Genomic DNA, 25612 nt, shown 5'->3' on the forward strand with positions numbered 1-25612 from the left:
GAGCGCACAGATCGAGCAGTTCCTGTTCAACAAGAAGAACAAGGAAGCGGCCGAGGCGGCCGTCAAGCAACTGCGCTCGACCGCCAAGATCGAATACATGAACCAGCCGGCGGGCGGCACGGCGGCGGCGCCTGCGGCCGGCGCACCGGCGGCCGGCGCACCGGCGGCCGGCGCACCGGCGGCATCGGCCCCGCCGGCGGCACCGGCGGCAGACGATGCCACGGCACGCGGCGTGGCCGGTCTGGAAGTAAACGCCGACAGCGACCAATCAACCTCAGAAAAAAGAAGGAACGACCATGAAACGTTTGGTAATGTGGATGCTGGCGGGGCTGATGACCCTGGCCATGGGATGGGCCAACGCGGCCGACGCGACGCTGGGTCCCGGCGACGTGGTGAAGATCGCCGTCTACGGCAGCCCCGACCTGGGCACGGAAACCCGTATCAGCCAGAGCGGCAACATCACGTTTCCGCTGATCGGCCAGGTCAAGATCGGTGGCCTGGAAATTCCCGCGGCCGAACGCAAGATCGCCGGCATGCTCGACAGCGGTGGCTACATCAAGAAACCGCAGGTGACGATCCTCGTCACGGCGATTTCCAGCCAGCAGGTTTCGGTGCTGGGCCAGGTTAACCGTCCGGGCCGCTTCCCGATCGAGGGCAAGCGTACCGTGCTGGACATGCTGGCGCTGGCCGGCGGCATGAACGTGGACGGCGCGGACACGATCACGCTGATCCGCAAGCGCAACGGCACCGTGACGAAGGAGTCGCTGGACATCGTCGACATGATGCGCAGCGGCGAGCTGCAGCGCGACGTGGAACTGGCTGCCGACGACATCATCTATGTCGAGCGCGCACCGCGTTTCTACATCTACGGCGAAGTGCAGCGTCCGGGCGCGTTCAAGCTGGAGCGCTCGATGACGGTACTGCAGGCGCTGGCTGTCGGCGGCGGCCTGACCCCGCGCGGCACCGAGCGCGGCATGCGCATCAAGCGTCGCGATGCCCAGGGCAAGATCCAGGTCTTCGACGCCAAGCATGATGACCTGCTGCAGACGGACGATATTGTCTATGTCAAGGAAAGCCTGTTCTGACGCGGCTGTCGCGTCTCCTCAAGTGTAAGGTGTATTCATGAATCTCTCTCAACTCCTGCTGATCCTGCGGGCACGCAAGAAAATCGTCATCGGCGTGCTGGCGCTGGTCGTGCTCGCGACGCTGGCGATCAGCCTGCTGCTGCCCAAGACGTACAAGGCCAACAGCACGCTGCTGCTGAACTACAAGGGTGTTGACCCACTGACCGGCATGACGATGCCGGGCAACCTGATGCCCGGCTACATGGCCACGCAGATCGACATCATCGGCAGCAAGAATGTCGCGCTGCGCGTGATCGACCGGATGCAGCTGGCCAGCAGCCCGGCCGTCATCGCCCAGTTCAACGAGGCGACGGGCGGGCAGGGGACGGTACGCGACTGGCTGGCAGGTCTGCTGCTGCGCAAGCTGGACGTGACGCCGTCGCGCGAGAGCAGTGTCGTTGACGTCAGCTTCAGCGGTTCCGACCCGCAGTTCGTCGCCGCCGTCGCCAACGCCTTCGCCGAGGAATACATGCATGCGACCGTGCAGCTGAAGGTCGATCCGATGCGGCGCGCGTCGACGTATTTCGACCAGCAGACCAAGCTGCTGCGCGACAACCTGGAAAAAGCGCAGAGCCGCCTGTCGAAGTACCAGCAGGAACACGGCATCGTCAGCGTCGACAACCGCCTGGACGTGGAATCGAACCGCCTGAACGACCTGTCCGCGCAACTGGTGGCGGCGCAGGCCCAACTGATGGAAGCGACGTCGCGCCAGCGCATGGCGCAGGGCGGCGCCGCGTCGCCGGACGTGAACGCCAATCCGCTGATCCAGAACCTGCGCGTCGGCCTCGGTAACGCCGAAGCGAAGCTGGCCGAAGTGGGCCAGCGCCTGGGTCGCAACCACCCGCAATACCAGAGCGCACAAGCCGAAGTGGCCAAGCTGCGCCGCGACCTGAACGAGCAGATCAGCCTGACGTCCCAGAGCGTGGGCAACAACGCCACGGTGCTGGCGCAGCGCGAGGCGCAGATCCGTGCCGCCCTGGCCGAGCAGAAGGCCAAGGTGCTGGAACTGAACCGCACCCGCGACGAAATGGGCGTGCTGATGAAGGACGTCGAAAGCGCCCAGCGCGCGTTCGACGCGACCGCGCAGCGCGGCTCGCAGACCCGTATCGAAGGCCAGGCCGAGCAATCGGACGTGTCGATCCTGAACCCGGCCGTGGTGCCGTCGGAACCGGACGGTCCGAAAGTGTTCCGCAACCTGCTGCTGTCCGTGTTCCTGGGCGTGCTGCTGGGCTTTGGCGCGGCCCTGATCATCGAGCTGCTGGACCGTCGCGTGCGTTCGGAAAACGACCTGAGCGACTCGCTGGACATCCCGATGTTCGGCTCGATCGACTGGAACAATTCCGCGCGCCGCCGTCCTGGCATGCTGGGCTCGCTGATGCCGCGGCGCCCGCGTTTAACCTGATTTGTTGGAGATAGTGATGAACCAAGCAACCATTCCCCTGGCCGCCGCGAATTCTCCGCGCAACGCCGGCTCCAGCATTGGCGGCCTGCTGCTGGAATCGGGCAAGATCACGCCGGAAGGTGCGGAGCGCGTGCTGCGCATGCAGAAGGAACTGGGGATCCGCTTCGGCGAGGCGGCCCAGCGCCTGGGACTGATCACGGAGGCGGACATCCAGCAGGTGCTGGCGCGTCAGTTCGACTATCCCTACCTGCAGCCGGGCGAAGGCAAGTACTCGCCGCAGCTGGTGGCGGCCTACCAGCCGTTCAGCCCGCAGGTGGAGACGCTGCGCGCGGTGCGCAGCCAGCTGATGCTGCGCTGGTTCACCCGCGGCCATAAATCGCTGGTCGTGATGAGCGCGCGCCCGGGCGATGGCGCCAGCCTGTTCGCGGCCAACCTGGCCGTCGTGTTCTCCCAGCTGGGCGAACAGACGCTGCTGGTCGATGCCAACCTGCGCCAGCCGCGCCAGCACGATATCTTCAACCTGCCCCAGCGGCAGGGCCTGTCGGACATGCTGGCCGGTCGCGCCGACCAGGGCGCCATCACGCGCATCGAGTCGTTCGTCGACCTGTCCGTGCTGGGCGCCGGCACGCTGCCGCCGAATCCGCAGGAACTGCTGAGCCGTGAAGGGTTCGGGCAGATGAATACGCAACTGGAAAGCCGCTACGACGTCGTGCTGTATGACGTGCCGGCCGGCGGTACCGGTTCGGACGCGCTGGCCGTGGCCGCGCGCGCCGGCGGCGTGCTGGTGGTGGCCCGCAAGGACCACACCCCGGTGAGCGCCATCAGCGCGCTGAGCGACCAGCTGGCGCAGAACGGCGTCAAGATCGTCGGTTCGGTCCTGGTGAGCTTCTGATGGACATGGCCGAGAAACTGGGCGCGCCTGGCGCGGTCGACTGGCGCCGCGAGGCGCCGGAATGGCTGCCGATCGCGGCGGGTTTCCTGCTGTTGCTGGTGCCTACGCTGTACCGCCTGTTCACAGGCGCCTGGGCGACCGAGGAGCAGGCGCACGGACCGATCATCCTGGCGCTGTCGGCCTGGCTGATGTGGCGCAACTGGCCGCAGGTGCGGCAGGTGCCCGCCAAGCCCACGAACGCGGGCTGGCCGCTGCTGGCGTTGTCGCTGCTGATGTACATTCTCGGCCGTTCCCAACAGATCCTGTCGTTCGAGATCCTGTCGCTGCAGGGCGTGGCCGTGGCGGTCCTGCTGCTCAAGCGCGGCTGGCCCGCGCTGCGCGTGCAGTGGTTCCCGTTCTTCTTCATGCTGTTCCTGGTGCCGCTGCCCGGCCCCATCATCAGCGCGCTGACGATGCCGATGAAGATGGCGGTCTCGTTCGTCACGGAACACATCCTGTACGCGGCCGGCCTGCCGATCGCGCGCAGCGGCGTGATCCTGCAGATCGGCCAGTACCAGCTGCTTGTGGCCGACGCGTGCGCGGGCCTGCAGACCCTGCTGACCCTGGAAGCGCTGGGCCTGTTCTACCTGAACGTGGTACGCCATACGTCGCCGTTCCGCAACCTGGCGCTGGCCCTGCTGATCATTCCGATCTCGTTCACCGCGAACGTGATCCGCGTGATCGTGCTGACCCTGATCACGTTCTACATGGGCGACGCGGCGGGGCAGGGCTTCCTGCACGGTTTTGCGGGCATGGTGCTGTTCGTGACGGCACTGATATTGATTCTGACTGTAGACAGCATGTTGCAGTGGGTGGTGCGCCGGCGTGAGCGGCGCACGCTGGAAGGGGCAAAAGCATGAACAAGGCCATTACCAAGAGCATCGTACTGGCGCTGCTGATGGCGTCCACGGCGGCGGTCACCCAGGCGGTGGCGCCGACCAAAAAGATGGCGGACCAGCGCGCCAAGTTCGACCTGCAGACGCAGGTGCCGTCGTCCTTCGGCGAATGGCGCGTGGACCCCAACGTGGTGCCGCTGCAGGTCGATCCGAGCACGCAGGCGCGCCTGGACAAGATCTACAACCAGACCCTGTCGCGCACGTACATCAACAAGGACGGCGAGCGCATCATGCTGTCGATCGCCTACGGCGGCGACCAGGGCGACAATATGGGCGTGCACAAGCCGGAAGTGTGCTACGTGGCGCAAGGCTTCAACGTGCGCGACGCCCACATGAACGACTTGCCGACGCCGTTCGGCACGCTGCCGGTGAAGCAGCTGTTGGCAACGGCCGGCGCGCGCAGCGAACCGATCACGTACTGGATCAACGTTGGCGACGCGGTGCGCCGCCCCGGCTTCGACCAGCGCATGGAAGAACTGAAGATCGGCCTGACGGGCATGGTTGCCGACGGCATGCTGGTGCGCGTGTCCAGCATCGACACGGATACGGACAAGGCCTACAAGCTGCACGCGGCCTTCGTGCGCGAACTGGTGGCCGCCATGCCACCGCAGGATCGCGCGCGCCTGATCGGCGTCTTCCCGGGCTGATGCGCCGGTGGCGGAACTTACAGATGAGCGGTGACAGATGAGCAGTGACCTCAACCGGAAAAGCGTCAGCGCGGTCAAGTGGGCCGCCGCCGGCACGCTCATCAAGTTCCTGCTGCAACTATTGACCCAGGTACTGCTGGCGCGCCTGCTGGGACCGGAAAGCTACGGTCTGTTCGCGATGGGCCTGGTGGTGCTGACCCTCAGCACGTTCGTGGCCGACTTCGGCTTCTCCTGGAGCCTGGTGCAGAACCAGGACATGACGGAAAAAGACGTGCGCTTCGCCTTCACGTGGCAGCTGATCTCCGGCCTGGCCGCGACGATCCTGCTGTACGTGTTCGCACCGGCCGTGGCCGCGTATTTCCGCGAGCCACGGGTGGAGGAGGTGGTGCGCTGGCTCAGCCTGACCTGCCTGCTGACGGCCGTCACGGCACCCGGCACCAACCTGCTGCGGCGCCAGCTCAATTTCCGCGTCCTCAACATCATCCAGATCGCCAGCTATGTGATCGGCTACCTGTGCGTGGGCGTGACGATGGCGCTGCTGGGCGCGGGCGTGTGGGCGCTGGTCAGTGCATGGCTGAGCCAGGCCGGTTCGCTGCTGCTGCTGACCTACCTGCGCGCGCCGCACTCGGTGCGGCCGCTGCTGTGGTACGCCGGCGCACGCCGCTCGACGTCGGCCGGCACGGTCGTGTTCGTGACGAACCTTTGCAACTGGTTCCTCAATAATATCGACCGGCTGTTCCTGGGCCGCTTCCTGAACGCCCATGCGGTGGGTGTGTACACGGTCGGCTACAACCTGGCCAATACCCCGAACTCACTGTTCCTGACGGCCTTGCAGCCGGCCTTCCTGGCCGCCGGCACCAAGCTGCAGGACGAGCCGGAGCGGCTGCGCGAAGCGTACCTGTCCGTGCTGTCGTGCGTCTGGCTGCTGATCGGCCCGGCCTTCGTGTTGCTGGCCTGCGCGTCGAGTTACCTGATCGCTTTCCTGTACGGCGCGCGCTGGGTGGAGTCGGCGCCGATACTGGCCGTGCTGGCGCTGGCCATGCCGGCCTACGTCAGCTGGGGCATGTCGACGCCGGTGCTGTGGAATTCCGGCGGCCGCCACCTGGAAAGCCTGCTGCAGTTGCCGATCCTGGCCGCCGCGGGCGCCGCGCTGTGGCTGTATGCCGCGCAGGGTGCGCTGGCGGTCGCCATCATTGCCGCCGCGACGCTGGTGACGCGCGCGCTGGTCATCGGTTTCTGCGCCTGCCGGCGGGTGCACGTGAGCTTTGGCGCCATCGCACCGCTGGCGTGGCGTTCCGTGGTGCTGATGGGCTTGTGCGCCGTCGGCACGCTGGGCGCGGCCGGCCTGGCGCCGGTCGGCGCGCCGGCGCTGTTGAAACTGGTGCTGGCCGTGGCCGGCGGGGTATTGTTGCCGGGATGCGCCGTGCTGGCCGTGCCGCAGTTGCTGGGCGCGCGCGTGATCGACGTGCTGCAGCGCTTCAGCCCTCCTGTGCCGGTGCGCCTGCACGCGTACTTGCGCACCAGATGTAGCATTCGATGAGATTCTGATATGACCGAAACACTGATTGTACTGATCGTTTTCATGATCGCGCTGGGGGCGGTCGGTGCGCTCGCGCTGGCGATGCACTGGGGCCACAAGCGCGAGCAGGGCCTGGTGCCGTACTTCTTCTACCTTTCGCTGCTGTCGTCGGCGCTGGCGGTGGCGCTGTCGTCGCGCGACCTGTCGCTGCCGGACGAGCTGGTCAGCGTGGCCACCGGCAAGCATCCGATCGCCGCCTGGACCGGCCGCTTCGCGACCATCTTCATGTTGCTGACGTGCGCGGAGCGCATCCTGCACCGCATCACGACGCCGGGTCCGGGGCGACCGCTGCCGAAGCTTTTGATGTTCGGCTTCTTCACGTTCTATGTCGCGACCATCGTCAGTCCGGCGTTCTTCGCCCGCCATCCGAACTTCGCCCATGAATACGTGCACGTGCTGATCATCGCCACGGCCTTGATGCTGTTCACGCCGAAGGAGGCCGACCTGTCCGTGAAGACCATGCGCAACGCCATCTTCTGGTTCCTGCTGGCCAGCTTCGCCTTCCTGTTGGTGCGGCGCTCGCACGTGCTGATGACGGGCTATCACGGCATCATCCCGTTCCTGACCGTACGCTACGCGGGACTGGCGTCGCATGCCAACACGCTGGGGCCGCTGACGGTGATCTTCCTGCTGTGCCTGTGGCACCGGCCGTTCGACAACCGCAAGCTGACCTGGGCCGCCGGCGCGCTGGGGATGTTCTCGCTGATCCTGTCGCAATCGAAGACGAGCTGGATTTCGCTGCTGCTGGCGGGCTGCTGCTTCGCGTGGTTCCGCCACCGCGACGAGATCGCGGCACGGCTGACGGACCACCGGCGCCCGCTGGTGTCCGTCGCGCTCGTGGGCGGCGCGATGCTGGCCATGCTGGGCATGGGCATGCTGATCATGTTCGGCGACGTCGGCAACCATATCGCGCAGGCCATGAATTCCAATCAGGGCGCGTCGCTCAGCTCGTTCAGCGGCCGCGATCAGATCTGGCGCGTGGCGCAGGAGGAGTGGGATCGCAATCCCGTGTTCGGCTACGGCCTGACCATCTGGAACCCGGCGTTCCTGATCGCCATCCGGATGCCGTTCGCCGTGCATGCGCACAGCCAGTTCTACCAGACTGCCGTCAGCGCCGGCTGGGTGGGGGTGATCGGTCTGATCATCTATGTCGCGGTGCTGGCTTACCTGGCAGTGCGCACGGCGCGCGCCAGCGGTGGCGTCACGCTGGCATTTTTCGTCATTGTCTTTATCCGCGGCATCAGTGAGGTTCCGCTGTCGATGACCGGTATCGCGATGGAAACCCTCGCGCACCTGATGCTGATCATCGTGCTGACGGCCTACTACGTGCCGTCCATGGCGAAACGGCGCGCTGCCGTGTCCGCAAACACGCCCGCAATCTACGCGAAAGGTCTAGCCTGATGTTGTGCTCCGTTATCATTCCTCTCTATAACAAAGCGGCCTACGTTGCCGCTGCGATCGAGTCGGTGCTGACGCAAACTTACCAGGATGTCGAAGTCATCGTCGTCGACGATGGTTCGTCGGACGGCGGCCAGGCCGTCGTCGAAGGCATCCGGGATCCGCGCGTTCGCTTCGTGCGCCAGCCGAACGGCGGCGTGTCGAAGGCGCGCAATACCGGGATCGATGCCGCCCGCGGCGAACTGGTCGTGTTCCTCGATGCGGACGACTGGTACGGCCCGTATTACATTGCCACGATGGTCGAGCTGGCCAAGCGCTATCCGGACAATTGTTTTTATGCTACGTCCTTCAAGCGCGTGCGCGGCTACGATCCGGCCGACTGGAGCACGGCGCCGCCATCGCCCGTGCCGGCCGAGCTGGTGGAGAACTTCTACGAACGGCGCCGGATCAACGGGGCCCTGCTGTGCACCAATTCGGTCGCGGTCTGGCGCAAACATCTGGCGCCGCTGCAACCGTGCTTCCCGGTCGGGGAGTCGCACGGGGAGGACCAGGACCTGTGGTTCCGTCTGGGCGAGCGGCTGCAGCTGGTATATTCGCCCGTCGAACTGGTCGCCTATCGTATCGCCGTTGCCGGCAGCCTCGTCACCACGCAGGCCTACGAACGCCTGATGCCGGTGTTCGAGCGCCTGGAGGCGCGGGCGCTGCGCGGCGAGCTCAAGGGCGCGGCGCGCACGGCGGCGCTGCGCGTGGTCGGCGACGCGCGCGTCAGCGTGGCCCGTACGCAACTGGAACGGGGCCGGCGCGGCGCCGCCTTGCACCAGCTGTGGCTGGCACGGCGGGCCCGGTCGAAGCACTGGGCGGTCGCACTGATGATGTGTCTGCTGTTCTCGCCGAAGATGGTGGGGCGCTGGAGCCGCTGGCGCATGGCGCAACTGGCCGAATAGGCACTGTGTTCCACCGCGGTGGCGAGGCGGGCCGGAGCCGGTCCGTCTCGGTCATGTGCGATTTGCGCCTTGTCGTCTTATTTGCAATACATCTTCTAATGCAGGCTCAGCAGTATTTAATGGCCTGCCTTACCGTCGGTCGGTAATAATCACCAGTAGTTTCTCCCTGCAAGTTTCTCTGCTTATCGAAACTGGCGCGTCAGCCATAGCGCAATATCGCAGCGCGCCATTGCCCGCGCAGCGGTAACGGTGCGCGCACGCCGATGCCGGTATAATCGTCAGCGCCTGAATGATAATGCGAACCCGGTCGGAGAGCCTGTGGCGGCGCCCGGGCCTCCTCGGTGACATATTGACCCACATTCAACGCCGATCGGGTATTGGCACCAGGCTCCAGGCAGGCCTGGCCGGTCGGTTTCGCTGTCGTGGATTGAATGCCGGTACGGCTGGTATAAATATCCTTTATTTTCTTGTACCAGGTATTGTGGGCTTGCCAATGTCGTACCGACAAAATGGCAGCACGGCGTTAGGAAAATTGCAGCGCCGGCTTATATTTCGTGAAACCGTTTTTCGATCTGGCGCAAGCATTTGTTGCGGGAACGCCGAAAGGCTCGAGAAAAATAAGGTTCCCGGGCGGAAATATGCCTATAATTGAGTCTTGCCAGACGGAAATCCGACGGCTTGCCCGGCGTGAGCTGCAATGGAAAGCAAACGCGCCCGAACTTCTCTGAATGACGAGGTTGTAAATATATGAACGTATCCATCCGCTCGGTCAGCGCTGCTGTTCTACTCGCCTGTGCCGTAAGCAGCCCAGCCCGCGCCGATTGGGCACAATCGACCGAGGTGCTCGCGGTCACGCCGACCCCAAGCAATCTGCGCGTCCAGGCACAGAATCCCCCGACGTTTGCGTGGTCGCGTTATAGCGCAACCGCGCCGGTTTCGTACGTGATCGAAGTCCGTACGGGCACCACGGTTTACAAGACGTTCACTTCCGACCGCAACTGGTACCTGCCTTCGCAGGCGCTGCCGGAAGGCACTTATACGTGGCGTGTGCGTCCGGCCACCTCGACCGACTGGTCGGCCGAACGCAGTTTCGTGATCACGGCGGCTTCGGTAAAGTTCGAGGTGCCGGAAGACGCGACGATCATCGCCAACCTGAAGAACAAGGCGCGTCCGCGCGGCCTGCAGACCGGCCTGCCTGTGTACAGCGCGTGGCCGGCGGACCTGCGCGCCGAGCGCGGCCAGTACATGACGTGGATGATCAACGAGGTGGTCCGCCTGATGACGGAACTGGCGCCTGTCAGCGATGCCAACTGGCCGCTGAAGACGGGTACCGTGCAAACGGCCGAGAACGCGGCCCAGAACTCGCTGGTGCGTTCGCAGATCAACAAGACCACGCGCCAGCTGGAAGCTTCGGCGCTGCTGTACCGCCTGACCAAGGAAACGCGTTACCTGACCGAGGCAGTGCGCCGCGGTGATGAGCTGGCCGCCCTCGACCCGACCGGACCGACGTCCTATGTCAACCAGGACCAGGCGGCGCGGCAGATCACGACCGGCCTGATGAAGGCGATCGACCTGCTGGCCGGCGACCTGGACGAGACGCGCCGCAGCCGCTGGCTGGGCATCGTTACCGTACGGGGCAACGAGATTTACACCCAGCTGCAAAAGGGCGGTGCGCGCCTAGACCAGTATCCGTTCGAATCGCACGCGGTGACCAATATCGGCTTCCTGGCCCTGATCTCGGCCCTGGGCGTGGGTGAGATTCCCGACGCCGAAAAATGGTTCAAGTTCTGCTTCCGTTACTACGTGAGCTCGCTGAGCCCATGGAGCGGTGCCGAGGGCGGCTTCGCCAACGGTACGGCGTACGCGGAGTATGCGCTGGACTACAACATCCAGATCTGGCAGCAGCTGGGCCGCGCCACCGGTGTCGACCTGTTCAAGAAGCCATGGTCGGCCGGCTTCCTGCGCTTCTTCCAGCAGTTCGTGCCGCCTGGTTCGAAGACGCACCTGTTCGGCGACGGCCAGGAAACGGCACCGGTGCTGAAGTTCATGAAAGCCTTCGCACTGCGCTTCGCGACGCCGGAGGCGGCCTGGTATGCCAACAACCTGTCCGGTAACGAGGATCCACTGAGCTATCTGCAGGGCCCGTATCCGATGCCGGCTCGTACTGTCGCGACGCCGAAACCACCGCCAAATGCGGCGCTGTTCGGCACCATCGGCTGGGCGGCATTCCATAGCGATATGGCCGACGCGAACCGCACGTCCGTGTACTTCAAGTCGAGCCCCTACGGGTCGTTCAACCACAGCCACGGCGACCAGAACGGTTTCGTGCTGAAGAAGGGCGCCACGCCGCTGATCGTTGCCGCGGGCTGGTACGACTGGTACGACTCGCCGCTGTGGAACAACTGGTATCGCCAGACCAAGGCTGCCAATGGCATCACGTACAACGGCGGCATCGGCCAGAACGTCACCGGCTATGCCGAGACGATGGCGCGCAACGGTCGCATCATTTCGTACTCGAGCTCGCCTCGGATGGAGTACGTGGCGGGCGACGCGACGCCAGCCTACGCCGGCGCGCTGTCGAACGCGATCCGCCGCCTGTGGTACTTGCGTGCCAGCGACGTGGTCGTGATCCACGACAAACTGTCGTCGAGCACTGCCAAGACGTTCGAGTGGAATATGCATGCCCAGGCGCCGATCACCGTGTCTGGCAACAACCTGACGGTGACGAAGGATGGTAAGAGTGTCTGCATCCGCCCGATCCTGACGAGCAACCTGCGCTTCGAGAAGCGTGCGGGTTCGACGCCGATGGCTGGCATCTACGAAGAACACGGCACTTACGTGAAAACGGTGGCTGCCACGTCCGACGAGTTCCTGGTCGTGCTGGACGTGGGCTGCAAGAACACGCCGATCACGTGGAGCGACACCAGCAGCGGCCGCGTGTTGACCGTCGGCCGCGATTCGATGACGATTCCGCGCTGAGTCAGACGACACCGCTCGAAAAGCCAACCGCCACGGCGGTTGGCTTTTTTTTTGGGCGGCGCTGTTCGCGCTGGGGGGTGGAACTTGCGTTCCGCCAGAGCCAGCACAGTCGACACAGCCGGTAAGGCTGCGTGCAGGGCGTCTGGCCCGGCCTCGGCCCTCCCGCCATGGCTGACGTCCAGCCGGGTTGCGGACTTCCCAGGGCGTTGACCGGACATCGCTGCGCCCGCCTTGAATCGCCCTGCATAGAGATACCGCTCTGTACCCTCCGGGTGGAGCGCGCGAAAGTGCCGCAGAGTTTGGCCATTGCTGCGGAATGCCGAACGTCGCATGCCCAACAGTAAAGCGCTACCTGCCGCGCCCGGGAAGGGTGACGCATTGCAGCCACACTGCAATGCGCCGTCGCGAACGCCACCGAACGTCACCCCTCAGCACGGCCAATCGGCGTGCGCCCTCTGGCAACCCCAGCATAGGAGTTAAATTTAAGGCAACTTTGTAGGAAAAAATATAAGACAGCCTCGAATGATTTTGTCCAGCCCTGTCAGGATGCGTGCGCCGTATCAAGGCAGCGCATAAAAACATGTGTTTTCCGTGCTTGTAGCGTGAAAATGCGCGCTATAGCTCGCTTACAGCGACATCTTGTCGCCAAATAGCGACAAGCATTTTTTCGTGAATAAGTCGCGGAAACAATCACACATCGAAAAAATAACGTTAAAAGAATCAGTAAACGTTGTCTATAAACGACATTCTTCAAAACAGTTGCGCTAGCATTTTGTTCACGTCGATTGCAAATGAGAATTATTGCGCTAACTTCGCGCAAAATCATTCGTACATCACCGAAAAAAGTGCTAAGTCATCAATATTCTCTTTGGAACATAAGGATTTCCTGACCTCAACACGATGTTGCGCCCTAGAATTCGGTACACCCAGAAATTAACTAGGGAAATAAGTTCATGCGACAACTCTATTCGATCAGCTTTGCCGTGCTGCTGGGCCTTTCCGGCTGCGGTGGCAATGGAAGTACCGATGAGGCTGCAAATACGACGACGGCGGCCTCCGCCAAACGTTCCGGGCTGCGCCTGGCCGCATCCGCCTCCGCGCCAGTGGAGGGCGAGGCCGACCTGAACGTCAATACCGAAGCCGCGAAAAGCGCGGCTTCCTTCCTGTCCCAGGCCTCGTTCGGCCCGACCATTTACGAAATCAACCGTGTCATGACGCTGGGCCCGAATGGCTGGCTGAATGAGGAGTTCCAGAAAGCAGGGCCGAAGCATCGCCTGCACATGGACGAGGCAGCCAAGCGGCTGCCGGCCGGGATGGTGCTCAACGAAAATCACTTCTTCCAGACGTTCTGGAAGAACGCGACGATCGGGCACGACCACCTGCGCGAGCGCGTCACCTATGCGCTGTCGCAGATCTTCGTCGTGTCGTTCGTCGACGGCGCCGTGGCCGAGTACCCGCGCGGCGTGGCCTGCTATTACGACACCCTCAGCGCAAACGCGTTCGGCAATTTCCGCCAGTTGCTGGAGGCCGTCGCGCGTCATCCGATGATGGGTATCTACCTGTCGCACATGCAGAACGAGCCGGAGTCGGAAACCAGCACGCCGGACGAGAACTTCGCCCGCGAAATCATGCAGCTGATGTCGATCGGCCTGCATGAGCTCAACGCCGACGGCAGCGTCAAGCTGAAGAACGGCGTGCCGATCCCGGCATACACCCGCGACGACGTGGCGGCGATGGCCAAGGTGCTGACCGGCTGGAGCTGGGGCGGTGGTGCCCGCAACGAGCATGGCTTCCATGGCCTCGTCGCCTACTCGGCGGCCGACCGCGATTGCCGGCCGATGGACAACTATCCGCAGTTCCACTCGACTGCCGAGAAGAAGCTGCTGGGCAATACGATCGCTGCCGGCGGCAGCGGCGAAGCCGACCTGAAGAAGGCGTTGGACATCCTGTTCAACCACCCGAACGTCGGTCCCTTCATCGGCCGCCAGCTGATCCAGCGTCTGGTGATGAGCAACCCGAGCCCGGCCTATGTCCAGCGTGTGGCCGCCGCGTTCGCCGACAACGGCGACGGCGTGCGTGGCGACATGAAGGCCGTGCTGCGCGCCGTGCTGCTCGACAGCGAAGCGCGCAATTACCAGGAAGTGGGCAAGCTGCGCGAACCGGTGCTGCGCCTGGCGAACTGGATGCGTGCCTTCAATGCGCGCTCGAGCAGCGGCAACTACCTGATGTGGAGCCTGGACGACCCGCTGGAAGGCCTGGGCCAGTCGCCGATGCGCTCGCCTTCGGTATTCAACTTCTATCGGCCGAACTACATCCCGCCGCACACGGAGCTGGCCAGTTCGGGCCTGGTCGCGCCGGAGATGCAGATCACGGCGGAACCGTCGGTGGTCGGCTACCTGAACTACATGCAGCTGGCGATCCCGCGTGGCGTCGGCGACGGCTATGACATCAAGCCGAATTATGCGGCCGAGGTGTCGCTGGCGGCCACGCCGGAGTTGCTGGTCGACCGCGTCAACCTGCTGCTGCTGAACGGCCAGATGTCCGCCGCGCTGCGCCAGCAGATCCTGACCGCCATCAATGCCGTCAGGATACCGGCCGGCAATCCGGCCTCGGCCAAGATCGTCGAGGCAAAGTACAACCGCGCCTACCTGGCCATCTTCCTGACGATGGCTTCGTCCGAATACCTGGTGCAGAAATAAGGGATACCCATGACTACTCCGTTCACCCGCCGTCGTTTCCTCGCTTCCATGGCCGGCGCCGCCGGCACCAGCGCGCTGCCGTTCGCCGCCACGCTGGCCGCGATGGGCAATGCCGCCGCCGCCGACAACGACGACTACAAGGCATTGATCTGCGTGTTCCTGACCGGCGGTAACGATGCCTACAACACGGTGCTGGCCACGGACCCCACGTCGTGGCAGCAGTACGAGCGCTACCGCAGCAGCGGCTCGACGTCGATCGCGCTGGCGCCCCCCGGCGCGGCCGGTGGCGTGCTGCCGATCACCCCGGCCGCGGCCCACGCCGGCCGCAGCTTCGCGCTGCATCCGAACCTGGGTGCATTGAAATCGCTGTTCGATGCCGGCCGGGTCGGCATCGTCGCCAATGTCGGCACGCTGGTCGCGCCGACGACGGTCGGCGCCTACCGCAGCGGTGCCGCGATGTTGCCGCGCGAGCTGTTCTCGCACAACGACCAGCAATCGGTCTGGCAATCGTCGATGCCGGAAGGCGCTTCCTACGGTTGGGGCGGTCGCATGGGCGACCTGCTGGCCAGCGGCAACAGCAACAATATGTTCACCTGCGTGTCCACGGCCGGTAATGCCGTGTTCGTCAGCGGCCGCAATGTGTCGCAGTACCAGGTCGACGCGGCGGGCGTGAAGCCCGTGCTGTCGCTGGACGGCTACCTGTTCGGCACGACGCGCCACCCGCTGCGCAACATCATCACCAACAACGCCACCAGCAATGTGCTGGAGCGCGAGTACGTCGCGATCGTCAACAAGGCGCTGCAATCGCAGGCTTTCCTCGGCAGCGCGATGGCGCCCAGCGGCGCGGCGGGCATACCCGCGCCGACCACGTACATCGACCCGAACACCCGGCGCGCCACGGTCAATCCGCTGGCCGTGCAGCTGCAGACGGTCGCCCGCGTGATCGCGGCCCGCGGCGCGCTGGGCGTGCGCCGCCAGGTGTTCTTCGTCAGCCTGGGCGGATTCGACACGCACGACAACCAGCGCACCCGCCATGCCGACCTGATGGCGCGGCTGGCCCACGGCCTGTCGTACTTCGATGAGATTTCCGCCAACCTGATGGGCGTGAACATGCGCGAGAAGGTGACGTTGTTCACGGCGTCCGATTTCGGCCGCACCCTGGTGACCAACGGCGACGGTACCGACCATGGCTGGGGCAGCCACCACTTCGTGATGGGCGGCGCCGTCAAGGGCCGCAACATCTACGGCAGTTTCCCCGCGGTCGGCCTGGGGCACGATTCGGACGTGGGCCGCGGCGCGCTGCTGCCGAGCCAGTCGGTCGACCAGTACGGCGCCACGCTGGCCAGCTGGTTCGGGGTGCCCGACAGCCAGCTCGCCACCGTCTTCCCGAACCTGCCCAACTTCGCCCAGCGCAACCTGGGCTTCATGGCGTAACGCGGTGGGGAGGGGTCAGGCCAGCAGGAAGTGTTCGATTTCCTGGCCAGGCCCCTCGCGCTGGTCCAGCTTGCGGCCGGCAACGCGGATCGCCGCCGCCAGCGTTTCCCGGAACGCCGCATCGTCCAGTGCACGCTGCAACGTCGTGCGCATACTGTCCACGTCGTCGTGCTTGACGAAGCCCGGATAGTCCGTCCCCAGGTAAGCCTCGATCGATTCGTGCCGCGTGGTGACGAGCGGCTTGCCGTTGCGCAGCACGCGCAGCAGCACGCTCTGGCCGCAGGCTTCGCCCTGGCTGCGCAGCGGCATCGCCACGACGCGGCTGCGGGCCAGCAACAGTTCGAATTCCGCCTCCGGCAGGTCGCGGTACACGGTCGTGGCCGGACGCAGCTGCTGGTCGATGGCATTGCGTTCGGACGCCACGATGTTCAGTGGCGTCGGCATGTCCTGCATCGCGCGCAGCAGCAGGTCGTAGTCGCGGTTCGAATAGCCGCCGGCGAAGACCGAGCCGTCGTCGGTGATCGAGGCCGGATCGGCCGCGCCGTACAGCGCCTGGCGCCACAGGTGGAAATACACGCTTTCCGAAGGAATGCCGACCGTCCCGGTCAGGTTGCGTGCTTCGCCTTGCGAGAACGTGATGAAGCCCATGCCCGGGAAGTACAGCTTGCGCCACAGCCAGTTGACGATGCGGCGGGCGCGCGCGCCATGGATGAAGCACGCCATCACGAGCACCTTCTCCGGCCGTGGCAGCAGGCCGCAACGGATCATCGCCAGGATCGGCAGCGCCTGCCAGCCGATGATCAGCACGCGGTCGTTCTTCGTCCACAGGCCGCGCGTGCGCAGCAGGGCCGGCGACAGCATGGCCTTCAGGATCGAGGCCTTGCTGCGGAACGCCGAAGGGGCGATGGTCGGGCCGATCAGCGTCGCCTTGGCGCCGCCGGCGGTCAGGTGGTCGACAACGTCGCGGTAGACGTCGTTTTGCGAGAGCAGTACGTGAATCATGCGGGATGCTTTCCGGGTGAAGGGTTGGGGCGGAACTGCTGCAGGATGCTGCGATAGCGCTGTGCCACGGCGGCCGACAGGACACGGTAGCTGCGCTGGTTCTCGATCCAGTCGGGACCGGCCGCGGCGCGCGCGCGCGCGGTGGCGCGGTCGGTCAGGATCGCCGCCATTGCCTGGGCGAAGGCAGCGGGCGTGCTGTCGGTCAGCAGGCCGGCCTGGCTGGAGGTCAGCAGGGCGACCTGGTCGGGATTGTCGTTGCCGATGGCCGGAATGCCCAGTGCCATGTATTCGAGCAGCTTGGTCGGCGACGCGCTGTCGAGCAGCGGGCCGCGCGGGAAATAGGAAATGGCGGCGTCGGCGCCGGCCAGCAGCGCCATCGCTTCCGCGCCGGGCAGCCAGCCGGTGATCGTGTACGCGTCCTCGGGCAGGCCGATGGCCGCCGCGTGCTCGCGCAGCTTGACGATGTCGGCCGGCGTGGCCGAGTCGCCGATCAGCAGCAGGCGCGCGGCCGGGTGTTCCTGGCGCAGCAGCACCACGGCATCCATGACCGTGTCGAGCTGGCGGGCCCGGTCGAGCGTGCCCAGGTAGGCGACGACGGGCACGCCTTCCCAGCCGGGCAGGCGCCGCGCCGCGATCGTTTCGGGCTTGATGGCCTCCGTGTCCACGCCCATCGGCACCGGCGTCAGCTTGTCGCGGGCAATGCCTTCCTGCGCGACCATCGCCTGCATCTCCGTGCTCTGCACGAACACGTGGTCGGCGCAGCGCATCACCACACTATATAAGAGCTTCTTTTCGACGAGGCCCTTCAACAGCACCAGGCGGTAGTGCAGGCTGGGGCGGGCAGCCAGTTCCGCGCGCGCGCGCAGGATGCGGCCTTCGCTCATCGGGAAGGACATCCAATAGACGAACGGCAGGCCTTTCAGGCGCGCGGCCACGAGGCCGGCCAGGCCGACCGTTACCATGTCGCGCACCTGGATCAGGTCGACGTCGCGCCGGCTGGTGCCCCACAGCTTGCGCAGGCACAGGCGGAAGAACGCGAATTCGCGCGCCCAGCGGCGCCCGCCCGGCGCCGGCCGTTCGGCGCTGACGAAGCCCGTGCCGTCGAGCGAGCCGGTGCCGGCCTTGCCGACGATGGCGCAATGCACGCCCTGGCGCGGCAGATATTTACCGAACAGGACCGCCACGTCGGCGCGGAAGGTGGGCAGCGGTTCGGGAACGAGTTGCAGGATGCGGATGTCGTCGTCCATGAGGTGTTTGAAGTGAGGGCGGTACCGACACGCGGAACAGCGGGTTGATCATGCAATTTCATCAATTATACCGGCTAAATGCTGCACTTGCGGTTATCGTGATGACAAGTCCGTTTCGTTTGCCCAGGCGGACGGCCGGCGTGTTACCATTGACACTTGCACAACATTCCCATCCCACAATCCGGCCCGCGCGCCTGCGCGAGCGCGGCCGGTCAAATCGGCATCAGACTATGAAAAAAATCGTCATGATCGGCACCCATTTCAGCACGATGGGTGGTATTTCTTCCGTGGTCAACGTGTATCGAGCGGCCAAACTGTTCGAGCGCTATCCGATCCGCTACATCGCCACGCACCGCGACGGCGGCCCGCTGACCAAGCTGCGCGTGGCCATTGTCGCCCTGCTGACGTTCCTCGGCCTGTTGCTGACCGGGCAGGTCGCCCTGGTCCACCTGCACGTGTCGTCGCGCGCCAGCTTCTGGCGCAAGCTGCCGTTTTTTGCACTCAGCAACACGCTCGGCATCCCGACGATTGTGCACCTGCACAGCGGCGAATTCCACCTGTTCTACGGCAAGCAGTCGGCGCGGCGTCAGCGCCTGATCCGCTACGTCTTCGACAACGCCAGCCGCGTCATCGTGCTGTCGGAAAAGTGGAAGGAGTGGCTGCAGACGATCAGCAGCAACCAGCACATCCATGCGATCTACAACCCCGTGCTGGTGCCGGACTGGTCGCGCGATGCGGCCGCCGCGCCCGCCAAGCGCCTGCTGGTGCTGGGGCGCCTGGGCAAGCTGAAGGGCAGTTATGACCTGATGGCCGCGCTGGCCCAGCTGGGCGATCCGGCCGTGCGCCTGTCGATGGGCGGCGACGGCGAACTGGACCAGGTGCGCCAGCGCGCGGTCGAACTGGGTGTCGGCGCCCAGCTCAACCTGCTGGGCTGGGTCGTGGGCGCCGACAAGGAGCGGGCCCTGCGCGAGGCCGACGTCTACCTGCTGCCGTCGTATAACGAAGGCCTGCCGATGAGCGTGCTGGAGGCGATGGCCTACGGCCTGCCCGTCATCACGACGCCGGTCGGCGGCATTCCCGAGGCCGTCACGGACGGTGTCGAAGGCTTCCTGATCCAGCCGGGCGACGTGGCCGCGCTGAGCGCGCGCATCGCCACGCTGCTGGCCGATCCCGAACTGGCCCGCCGCATGGGCCAGGCGGCGCGCCAGAAGATCGTCTCGACCTTCTCGACCCAGGCCGTGCTGCCGCGTATCGAACGGCTGTATGCCGAGCTGGGCATGCCCGGCAACGCGGCCGTGGCGGGAGCGTCCGTATGAGCTCGCTGGCCTGGAAAGTCAACCGCCTGCGCCTGATGGGCGTGCCGGAAATCCTGTGGCGGGTGCGCCAGCTGGCGCAGAAGAAGGCCAGCAAGATGGGCGTCGGGCTCGTCGGCCGGCCGCCGGCGCCGTCGCTGGCCCGCAGCGGCGCCTCCTTCCTCGATTGCAGCGCCGCCGGGGTCGACGTCGCCAGCGTGCGCGCGGCGGCGGACAGCGTGCTGGCCGGGCGCTGGAACGTGTTCGCGATGCGCGGCCTGAACCTGGGCTTCCCGCCGCAGTGGAACCGCGATCCGAAGACGGGTACCGTGGCGCCGATGAAGCTGGGCAAGGCCATCGATTACCGGCGCGAGTCCGTGGTCGGCGACATCAAGTACCTGTGGGAGCCGAGCCGGCACCTGGAGCTGGTGACGCTGGCACTGGCCTGGCGTGCCAGCGGCGAGCAACGCTATGCCGCCGGCGCGCGGCTGCTGCTCGAGTCGTGGTTCGATCAGTGCCCGTACCCGATCGGTGTCCATTGGACCAGCTCGCTGGAGCTGGCCGTGCGCCTGCTCAACTGGGCGTTCGCCTGGCAACTGCTGGGCGGCGCCGACAGCGCGCTGTTCAAGGGCGAGGAGGGCGGCCGCTTCCAGCGCCGCTGGCTCGACAATATCTATCAGCACTGCCACTTCATCCGCGGCTATTTCTCGCGCCACTCGTCGGCCAACAACCACCTGTTCGGCGAGTACATGGGCCTGTTCGTGGCCAGCGTCCAATGGCCGTGCTGGCCGGAGAGCGCACGCTGGCAGGCGCTGGCGCGGCACGGCCTGGAGGTCGAGGCGCTGAAGCAGAACACCGAAGACGGCGTCAACAAGGAACAGGCCATCTACTACCAGCATGAGGTGATGGACATGATGCTGCTGTGCCACCACATCGGCAAGGCCAACGGCGCCGGCTTCTCCGAGGCCTACCTGGAGCGCCTCGAGCGCCTGGCCGAGTTCGTGGCTGCGCTGATGGACGCCGGCGGCAACGTGCCGATGACGGGCGATGCCGACGACGCGCAGATGGTGCGCCTGTCCTACGAGCGCGACTGGAGTCCGTACCGCTCGCTGCTGGCCAGCTGCGCGCTGCTGTTCGGCCGTGGCGATTTCAAGCGCAAGGCGGGCCGGCTGGACGACAAGAACCGCTGGCTGTTCGGCGCCGACGGCGCGGCGCGCTGGGACGCGCTGGCGGCCGCGACCGAGGAAAAGCCCGTGATGGCGTTCCCGCAAGGCGGCTATTACCTGATGGGCAGCAATTTCGGCACGGAGCGTGAGGTGCGGGTCGTCGTCGATTGCGCGCCGCTGGGCTATCTGTCGATCGCCGCGCACGGCCATGCGGACGCGTTGTCGTTCACCCTGTCCGCCGCCGGCGAGGAGCTGCTGACGGACCCGGGCACCTACGCCTACCACACGCAAAAGGCCTGGCGCGACTACTTCCGCAGCACGGCCGCGCACAATACCGTGCAGGTGGACGGCCAGGACCAGTCGGAAATCGGCGGCAACTTCATGTGGTTGCGCAAAGCCAATGCGAAACTGCTGGCGCATGTGCCGGAAGGCACCGTGGAGGTGTTCGAGGGCGAGCAGGACGGCTACCGCCGCCTGGGCGACCCGGTGCTGCACCGGCGCAAGATCGATTTCGATCCGGCACGTAACGTACTGGTCGTGCTGGACACGCTGGAGTGCCGCGGCACGCACGACGTGGCCTTGCACTGGCACTTCGCTGAGACCTGCCGCGTGGAAAGCCGGGCCCAGGCCCTGTTCGCACTGGGCCGCCGCTCGCGGCTGGACATGCGCTGCTCGTTCGGCGACGGTCCGGAGCTGCTGCGCAGCAGCGAGGCGCCGCTGGGCGGCTGGATCTCGCGCCGCTTCGACGAGAAGGAGGGCATCACCACGGCCGTCTGGCGCGGCCGCATCAGCGGCACCACGCAAATCGAGACGACGATTGCGCTTTCCCTGGCGTAATCCCTTAGCAGGCTGAACCCACCGCCGCATTTGCTGTTGGCGTGAAGAATGTAATTGACATTTTTATATCGCTAGCGCTACCCTTGCGGCTGTTACATTGTCACAGCCATGGCGTGCGACGCCTCAAGCGGAGAAGCAAACAGGCGTGCGTTTTTGCGCTGCCGCAAAAGTTGCGTTCGGTTTCAATTGTCACGCTGTTGTTGTAAAACATATATTAGAATAGCGGATGCGACCGGCACTCTGCGGTATTGACGGGGACAGTAACACGGTACCGGAGGCCTGACAGGTCGCGACGACACGGCAGCCGCTCCACGCGACGGCCAGGCGGGGCACCGGGTCGACAGAATTGTTGCGTTGCAGCGAAGCGCTTGCGGCGGCTGGAACTAGGGCTGGCTGCCGACAGGCGGATGTCCGCGCGGCAGGTAAGCCGGCGGCGAAACACCAAACATTTAAGGAGCAGTATCTTGAAAATCAGTATCTTTGGCTTGGGCTATGTGGGGGCAGTGTCGGCCGGTTGCCTGGCGACGGACGGACATGACGTGATCGGTGTGGACCCGAACCGCACCAAGGTGGACCTGATCAACCAGGGCACCACCCCCATCATCGAGAAAGACATCGGCGAGATGATTTCCAAGACCGTCAAGGAAGGCAAGCTGCGCGCCACCACCGATGTCCGCGATGCCGTACTGAATACCGACATGTCGCTGATCTGCGTGGGTACCCCGTCCCAGCTGAACGGCAACCTGGACCTGTCGCACGTGCGCAAGGTGTGCGAGCAGATCGGCGAGGCCATCAAGGAAAAGAACAGCTTCCACGTCGTCGTGGCCCGCAGCACGATGCTGCCAGGCTCCATGCGCGCGGTCGTCATCCCGACCCTGGAAGCGGCTTCCGGCAAGAAGGCCGGCGTCGACTTCGGCGTCTGCAACAACCCTGAATTCCTGCGCGAAGGCACGGCGGTGTACGACTACTACCACCCGCCGAAGACCGTCGTGGGCGAGACCGACGAGCGCGCCGGCGAGATGCTGGTCAAGCTGTACGAGAAGATGGATGCGCCGCTGGTGCGCACCGACGTCGAGACGGCCGAGATGGTCAAGTACACCGACAACACCTGGCACGCCGTCAAGGTCGCCTTCGCCAACGAGATCGGCAACATCTGCAAGGCCGTGGGCATCGACGGCCACAAGGTCATGGAGATCTTCTGCCAGGATACCAAGCTGAACCTGTCGCCTTACTACATGAAGCCCGGCTTCGCGTTCGGCGGCTCCTGCCTGCCGAAGGACGTGCGCGCGTTGACCTACAAGGCCCGTTCGCTGGACCTGGAACTGCCGCTGCTGGACTCGATCCTGCCGTCGAACCGCAAGCAGGTGGAGAAGGGCGTCAACATGATCGTCGACAAGGGCAACCGCAAGGTCGGCATCCTGGGCTTCTCGTTCAAGGCCGGCACCGACGACCTGCGCGAATCGCCGCTGGTGGACGTGATCGAGCACCTGCTGGGCAAGGGCTACGAGCTGAAGCTGTACGACAAGAACGTCAACCTGGCCGCGCTGACCGGCGCCAACCAGGACTACATCCTGAACCACATTCCGCACATCTCGAAGCTGATGGTGAACTCGATGGAGGAAGTGCTGGCCTTCGCCGACACGGTCGTCATCGGCAACGGCGCCGCCGAATTCAAGGAAGTGCCGGCGCTGCTGAAGGACGGCCAGGTCATCGTCGACCTCGTGCGCATCAGCAAGGAGCAGAGCGGAGGTCAGTACGATGGCATCTGCTGGTAATCCAGTCCAGCGCGGCGGCCATGGCCGCCGGGTCCTGATCCTGGTCGAGAACCTGCCGTCGCCGTTCGACCGCCGCGTGTGGCAGGAAGCCACCACGCTGTACGCGAACGGCTACCAGGTGTCGATCATCTGCCCGACCGGCAAGGGGCACGAAAGCCGCTACGAGGAAATCGACGGCATCCACATCTACCGCTACAAGCTGCCGCTGGAAGCGGAGGGCGCGAAGGGTTATGCGATCGAGTATTCGGCGGCGCTGTTCCACACCTTCCGCCTGGCGTGGAAGGTGCTGCGCGAGCGCGGCTTCGACATCATCCATGCGTGCAACCCGCCCGACCTGCTGTTCCTGATCGGCGGCTTCTTCAAGCTCACCATGGGCAAGAAGTTCGTGTTCGACCATCACGACATCAACCCGGAGCTGTACGAAGCGAAGTTCGGCCGCCGCGATTTCTTCTACAAGCTGATGGTGCTGTTCGAGCGCTGGTCGTTCAAGACGTCCGACGTGTCGATCGCCACCAACGAATCGTACAAGCGCATCGCCATCGAGCGCGGCGGCATGAACCCGGACAAGGTCTACGTCGTGCGCAGCGGTCCGAAGCTCGATCGCCTGCGCATCCTGCCGCCGGTCGAGAGCCTGAAGAAGGGCAAGCGCTTCCTGGTCGGCTACGTCGGCGTGATGGGCGCGCAGGAAGGCATCGACCTGCTGCTGGAAGCGGCCAAATACCTGATCGTCGACATGGGCCGGAAGGACGTGCATTTCGGCCTGGTGGGCGGCGGCACGTCGCTGGACCAGATGAAGCAGCTGGCCGTGAAGATGGGCATTGCCGACCACGTCACGTTCACCGGCCGGGTGCCGGACCAGGACCTCTTGGAGATGCTGAACACGGCCGACGTCTGCGTCAATCCGGACGTGGCCAACGACATGAACGACAAGTCCACCATGAACAAGATCATGGAGTACATGGCGCTGGGCAAGCCGATCGTGCAGTTCGACCTGGTCGAAGGCAAGGTCTCGGCCCAGGAAGCGTCGCTGTACGCGCTGAAGAACGATCCGGTGGACATGGCCAGGAAGATCGCCGAGCTGCTGGACGACCCGGCGCGGCGCGAGCGCATGGGGGCCTATGGCCGCCACCGCGTGGTCAACGAACTGGAATGGGAATACGAGGCACCGAAACTGCTGGCGGCCTACGAGCGGCTGTACTCGGCCAACGCTCCGCTGCCCGGTGCCGTACCGCCATCATATAAAGGAAGCTGAATGAAAATCCTGGTTACCGGAGGCATGGGCTATATCGGCTCGCATACGGTCGTGGAGCTGGCGCAGGCCGGACATGACGTCGTGGTGGTCGATAACCTGTCGAACGCGGATCCGTCCGTGCGCGCGCGCGTGGCGAAAATCACGGGCAAGGAGTTTGAATTCGTCGAAGCGGACATCCGCGACCGTGCCGCCATGGAGGCGGCGTTCGCGGCCCACAAGGTCGACGCGGTGATCCACTTCGCCGGCCTGAAGGCCGTGGGCGAGTCGGTGGCGCAGCCGCTGCGCTACTACGACAACAACGTCTCGGGCAGCGTGGTGCTGTTCGAGACGATGGCCAAGTTCAACGTCAAGTCGCTCGTGTTCAGTTCCTCGGCGACGGTGTACGGCGACCCTGCCACGGTACCCATCACGGAAGAGTTCCCGCTGTCGGCCACCAATCCCTACGGCCGCAGCAAGCTGATGATCGAAGAGATCCTGCGCGACCTGTACAAGGCCGACAACACGTGGTCGATCGCCTTGCTGCGCTACTTCAACCCGGTCGGCGCGCACGAGAGTGGCCTGATTGGCGAAGAGCCGAGCGGCATTCCGAACAACCTGCTGCCCTACGTGGCGCAGGTGGCGGAAGGCCGGCGCGAGTTCCTGTCCGTCTACGGTGGCGATTATCCGACGCCGGACGGCACCGGCGTGCGCGACTACATCCACGTCGTCGACCTGGCCATCGGCCACGTCAAGACCCTCGACAAGCTGGCGACAGGGTCTGGCATTTATACCTACAATCTTGGAACGGGCCGGGGTAACAGTGTCCTGGAAATGGTCCGCGCCTTCGAGGCCGCCAGCGGCCGGAAGGTTCCATACAAGATCGTCGACAGACGACCCGGAGACATTGCGTCCTGCTATGCCGACACGGCGCGCGCCGAGCGCGAACTGGGTTGGAAAGCACAGTATGACATCGCGCGCATGTGCACCGATGCATGGCGCTGGCAATCCTCACCGAAATAATTTCCGAAG

18 protein-coding genes are annotated in these 25612 nt (G+C 64.9%); 16 read left to right on the plus strand and 2 right to left on the minus strand.

Annotation, left to right across the window (positions count from 1 at the left end):
- The first annotated feature begins 344 nt into the window (after positions 1–344).
- The 11 genes from epsE to E7V67_006865 all read left to right on the plus strand — a co-directional run bounded on the left by epsE (position 345) and on the right by E7V67_006865 (position 16033).
- Complete coding sequence (gene epsE / locus E7V67_006815; GenBank protein ID WUR14815.1) at positions 345–1085, plus strand: polysaccharide export protein EpsE; 741 nt, start codon at positions 345–347, stop codon at positions 1083–1085.
- 37 nt (positions 1086–1122) lie between these two features.
- Positions 1123–2526 (plus strand): chain length determinant protein EpsF, encoded by a 1404-nt coding sequence (gene epsF, locus E7V67_006820; GenBank protein WUR14816.1) that lies wholly within the window; start codon positions 1123–1125, stop codon positions 2524–2526.
- 16 nt (positions 2527–2542) lie between these two features.
- A complete protein-coding gene (epsG, locus tag E7V67_006825) occupies positions 2543–3418 on the plus strand; it encodes a chain length determinant protein tyrosine kinase EpsG (protein WUR14817.1) in 876 nt (291 codons plus the stop codon).
- Positions 3418–4317: an exosortase B gene (gene xrtB, locus E7V67_006830; GenBank protein ID WUR14818.1), complete on the plus strand. Its 900-nt coding sequence runs from the start codon at positions 3418–3420 to the stop codon at positions 4315–4317. Before epsG ends, xrtB begins: the two co-directional genes overlap by 1 nt.
- Complete coding sequence (locus tag E7V67_006835) at positions 4314–5000, plus strand: EpsI family protein (protein WUR14819.1); 687 nt, start codon at positions 4314–4316, stop codon at positions 4998–5000. The genes xrtB and E7V67_006835 overlap by 4 nt, the downstream gene beginning before the upstream one ends.
- A 37-nt stretch (positions 5001–5037) precedes the next feature.
- A complete protein-coding gene (locus tag E7V67_006840; GenBank protein WUR14820.1) occupies positions 5038–6540 on the plus strand; it encodes a lipopolysaccharide biosynthesis protein in 1503 nt (500 codons plus the stop codon).
- A gap of 9 nt (positions 6541–6549) precedes the next feature.
- The gene (locus tag E7V67_006845; protein ID WUR14821.1) at positions 6550–7980 is read left to right on the plus strand and encodes an O-antigen ligase family protein; all 1431 of its coding nucleotides are present in this window, start codon (positions 6550–6552) and stop codon (positions 7978–7980) included.
- The gene (locus E7V67_006850) at positions 7980–8921 is read left to right on the plus strand and encodes a glycosyltransferase family A protein (protein WUR14822.1); all 942 of its coding nucleotides are present in this window, start codon (positions 7980–7982) and stop codon (positions 8919–8921) included. Before E7V67_006845 ends, E7V67_006850 begins: the two co-directional genes overlap by 1 nt.
- A 942-nt stretch (positions 8922–9863) precedes the next feature.
- Entirely contained in the window at positions 9864–11900 is a 2037-nt protein-coding gene (locus E7V67_006855; GenBank protein ID WUR14823.1) for a DUF4962 domain-containing protein, read from the plus strand.
- A 953-nt stretch (positions 11901–12853) separates the two neighbouring features.
- Positions 12854–14599 (plus strand): DUF1800 domain-containing protein, encoded by a 1746-nt coding sequence (locus E7V67_006860; GenBank protein WUR14824.1) that lies wholly within the window; start codon positions 12854–12856, stop codon positions 14597–14599.
- Positions 14600–14608: 9 nt separating this feature from the next.
- The gene (locus tag E7V67_006865) at positions 14609–16033 is read left to right on the plus strand and encodes a DUF1501 domain-containing protein (protein ID WUR14825.1); all 1425 of its coding nucleotides are present in this window, start codon (positions 14609–14611) and stop codon (positions 16031–16033) included.
- A 15-nt stretch (positions 16034–16048) separates the two neighbouring features.
- Here the strand turns inward: E7V67_006865 and E7V67_006870 are convergent, their stop codons facing one another.
- The gene (locus E7V67_006870; GenBank protein WUR14826.1) at positions 16049–17035 is read right to left on the minus strand and encodes a glycosyltransferase family 1 protein; all 987 of its coding nucleotides are present in this window, start codon (positions 17033–17035) and stop codon (positions 16049–16051) included.
- A complete protein-coding gene (locus E7V67_006875) occupies positions 17032–18282 on the minus strand; it encodes a glycosyltransferase (GenBank protein ID WUR14827.1) in 1251 nt (416 codons plus the stop codon). The genes E7V67_006870 and E7V67_006875 overlap by 4 nt, the downstream gene beginning before the upstream one ends.
- A gap of 230 nt (positions 18283–18512) precedes the next feature.
- On the opposite strand from E7V67_006875, the gene E7V67_006880 reads away from it, so the two are divergent.
- The 5 genes from E7V67_006880 (at position 18513) to galE (ending at position 25603) form a co-directional block, all read left to right on the plus strand.
- On the plus strand, positions 18513–19598 hold the full coding sequence (locus E7V67_006880) for a glycosyltransferase family 4 protein (GenBank protein WUR14828.1): 1086 nt from the start codon (positions 18513–18515) through the stop codon (positions 19596–19598).
- The gene (locus E7V67_006885; protein ID WUR14829.1) at positions 19595–21577 is read left to right on the plus strand and encodes an alginate lyase family protein; all 1983 of its coding nucleotides are present in this window, start codon (positions 19595–19597) and stop codon (positions 21575–21577) included. The genes E7V67_006880 and E7V67_006885 overlap by 4 nt, the downstream gene beginning before the upstream one ends.
- Before the next feature lie 464 nt (positions 21578–22041).
- Positions 22042–23352, plus strand: a complete 1311-nt coding sequence (locus tag E7V67_006890) for a UDP-glucose/GDP-mannose dehydrogenase family protein (protein WUR14830.1) — start codon at positions 22042–22044, stop codon at positions 23350–23352.
- Positions 23336–24604 (plus strand): glycosyltransferase family 4 protein, encoded by a 1269-nt coding sequence (locus E7V67_006895; protein ID WUR14831.1) that lies wholly within the window; start codon positions 23336–23338, stop codon positions 24602–24604. The genes E7V67_006890 and E7V67_006895 overlap by 17 nt, the downstream gene beginning before the upstream one ends.
- Positions 24605–25603 carry a UDP-glucose 4-epimerase GalE gene (galE, locus tag E7V67_006900; protein WUR14832.1) on the plus strand — a complete coding sequence of 333 codons (999 nt, stop codon included), beginning with the start codon at positions 24605–24607 and terminating at the stop codon, positions 25601–25603.
- Positions 25604–25612 lie beyond the last annotated feature (9 nt).

Origin of the sequence: [Empedobacter] haloabium (assembly GCA_008011715.2) — a bacterium.
Taxonomy (GTDB): Bacteria; Pseudomonadota; Gammaproteobacteria; order Burkholderiales; family Burkholderiaceae_D; genus Rugamonas; species Rugamonas haloabia.

Excerpts from the sequence above, each read along its gene's own strand:
- epsE (WUR14815.1), top strand. The coding sequence starts at position 345 with ATGGGATGGGCCAACGCGGCCGACGCGACGCTGGGTCCCGGCGACGTG.
- epsF (WUR14816.1), top strand. The coding sequence starts at position 1,123 with ATGAATCTCTCTCAACTCCTGCTGATCCTGCGGGCACGCAAGAAAATC.
- epsG (WUR14817.1), top strand. The coding sequence starts at position 2,543 with ATGAACCAAGCAACCATTCCCCTGGCCGCCGCGAATTCTCCGCGCAAC.
- xrtB (WUR14818.1), top strand. The coding sequence starts at position 3,418 with ATGGACATGGCCGAGAAACTGGGCGCGCCTGGCGCGGTCGACTGGCGC.
- E7V67_006835 (WUR14819.1), top strand. The coding sequence starts at position 4,314 with ATGAACAAGGCCATTACCAAGAGCATCGTACTGGCGCTGCTGATGGCG.
- E7V67_006840 (WUR14820.1), top strand. The coding sequence starts at position 5,038 with ATGAGCAGTGACCTCAACCGGAAAAGCGTCAGCGCGGTCAAGTGGGCC.
- E7V67_006845 (WUR14821.1), top strand. The coding sequence starts at position 6,550 with ATGACCGAAACACTGATTGTACTGATCGTTTTCATGATCGCGCTGGGG.
- E7V67_006850 (WUR14822.1), top strand. The coding sequence starts at position 7,980 with ATGTTGTGCTCCGTTATCATTCCTCTCTATAACAAAGCGGCCTACGTT.
- E7V67_006860 (WUR14824.1), top strand. The coding sequence starts at position 12,854 with ATGCGACAACTCTATTCGATCAGCTTTGCCGTGCTGCTGGGCCTTTCC.
- E7V67_006865 (WUR14825.1), top strand. The coding sequence starts at position 14,609 with ATGACTACTCCGTTCACCCGCCGTCGTTTCCTCGCTTCCATGGCCGGC.
- E7V67_006870 (WUR14826.1), bottom strand. The coding sequence starts at position 17,035 with ATGATTCACGTACTGCTCTCGCAAAACGACGTCTACCGCGACGTTGTC.
- E7V67_006875 (WUR14827.1), bottom strand. The coding sequence starts at position 18,282 with ATGGACGACGACATCCGCATCCTGCAACTCGTTCCCGAACCGCTGCCC.
- E7V67_006880 (WUR14828.1), top strand. The coding sequence starts at position 18,513 with ATGAAAAAAATCGTCATGATCGGCACCCATTTCAGCACGATGGGTGGT.
- E7V67_006885 (WUR14829.1), top strand. The coding sequence starts at position 19,595 with ATGAGCTCGCTGGCCTGGAAAGTCAACCGCCTGCGCCTGATGGGCGTG.
- E7V67_006895 (WUR14831.1), top strand. The coding sequence starts at position 23,336 with ATGGCATCTGCTGGTAATCCAGTCCAGCGCGGCGGCCATGGCCGCCGG.
- galE (WUR14832.1), top strand. The coding sequence starts at position 24,605 with ATGAAAATCCTGGTTACCGGAGGCATGGGCTATATCGGCTCGCATACG.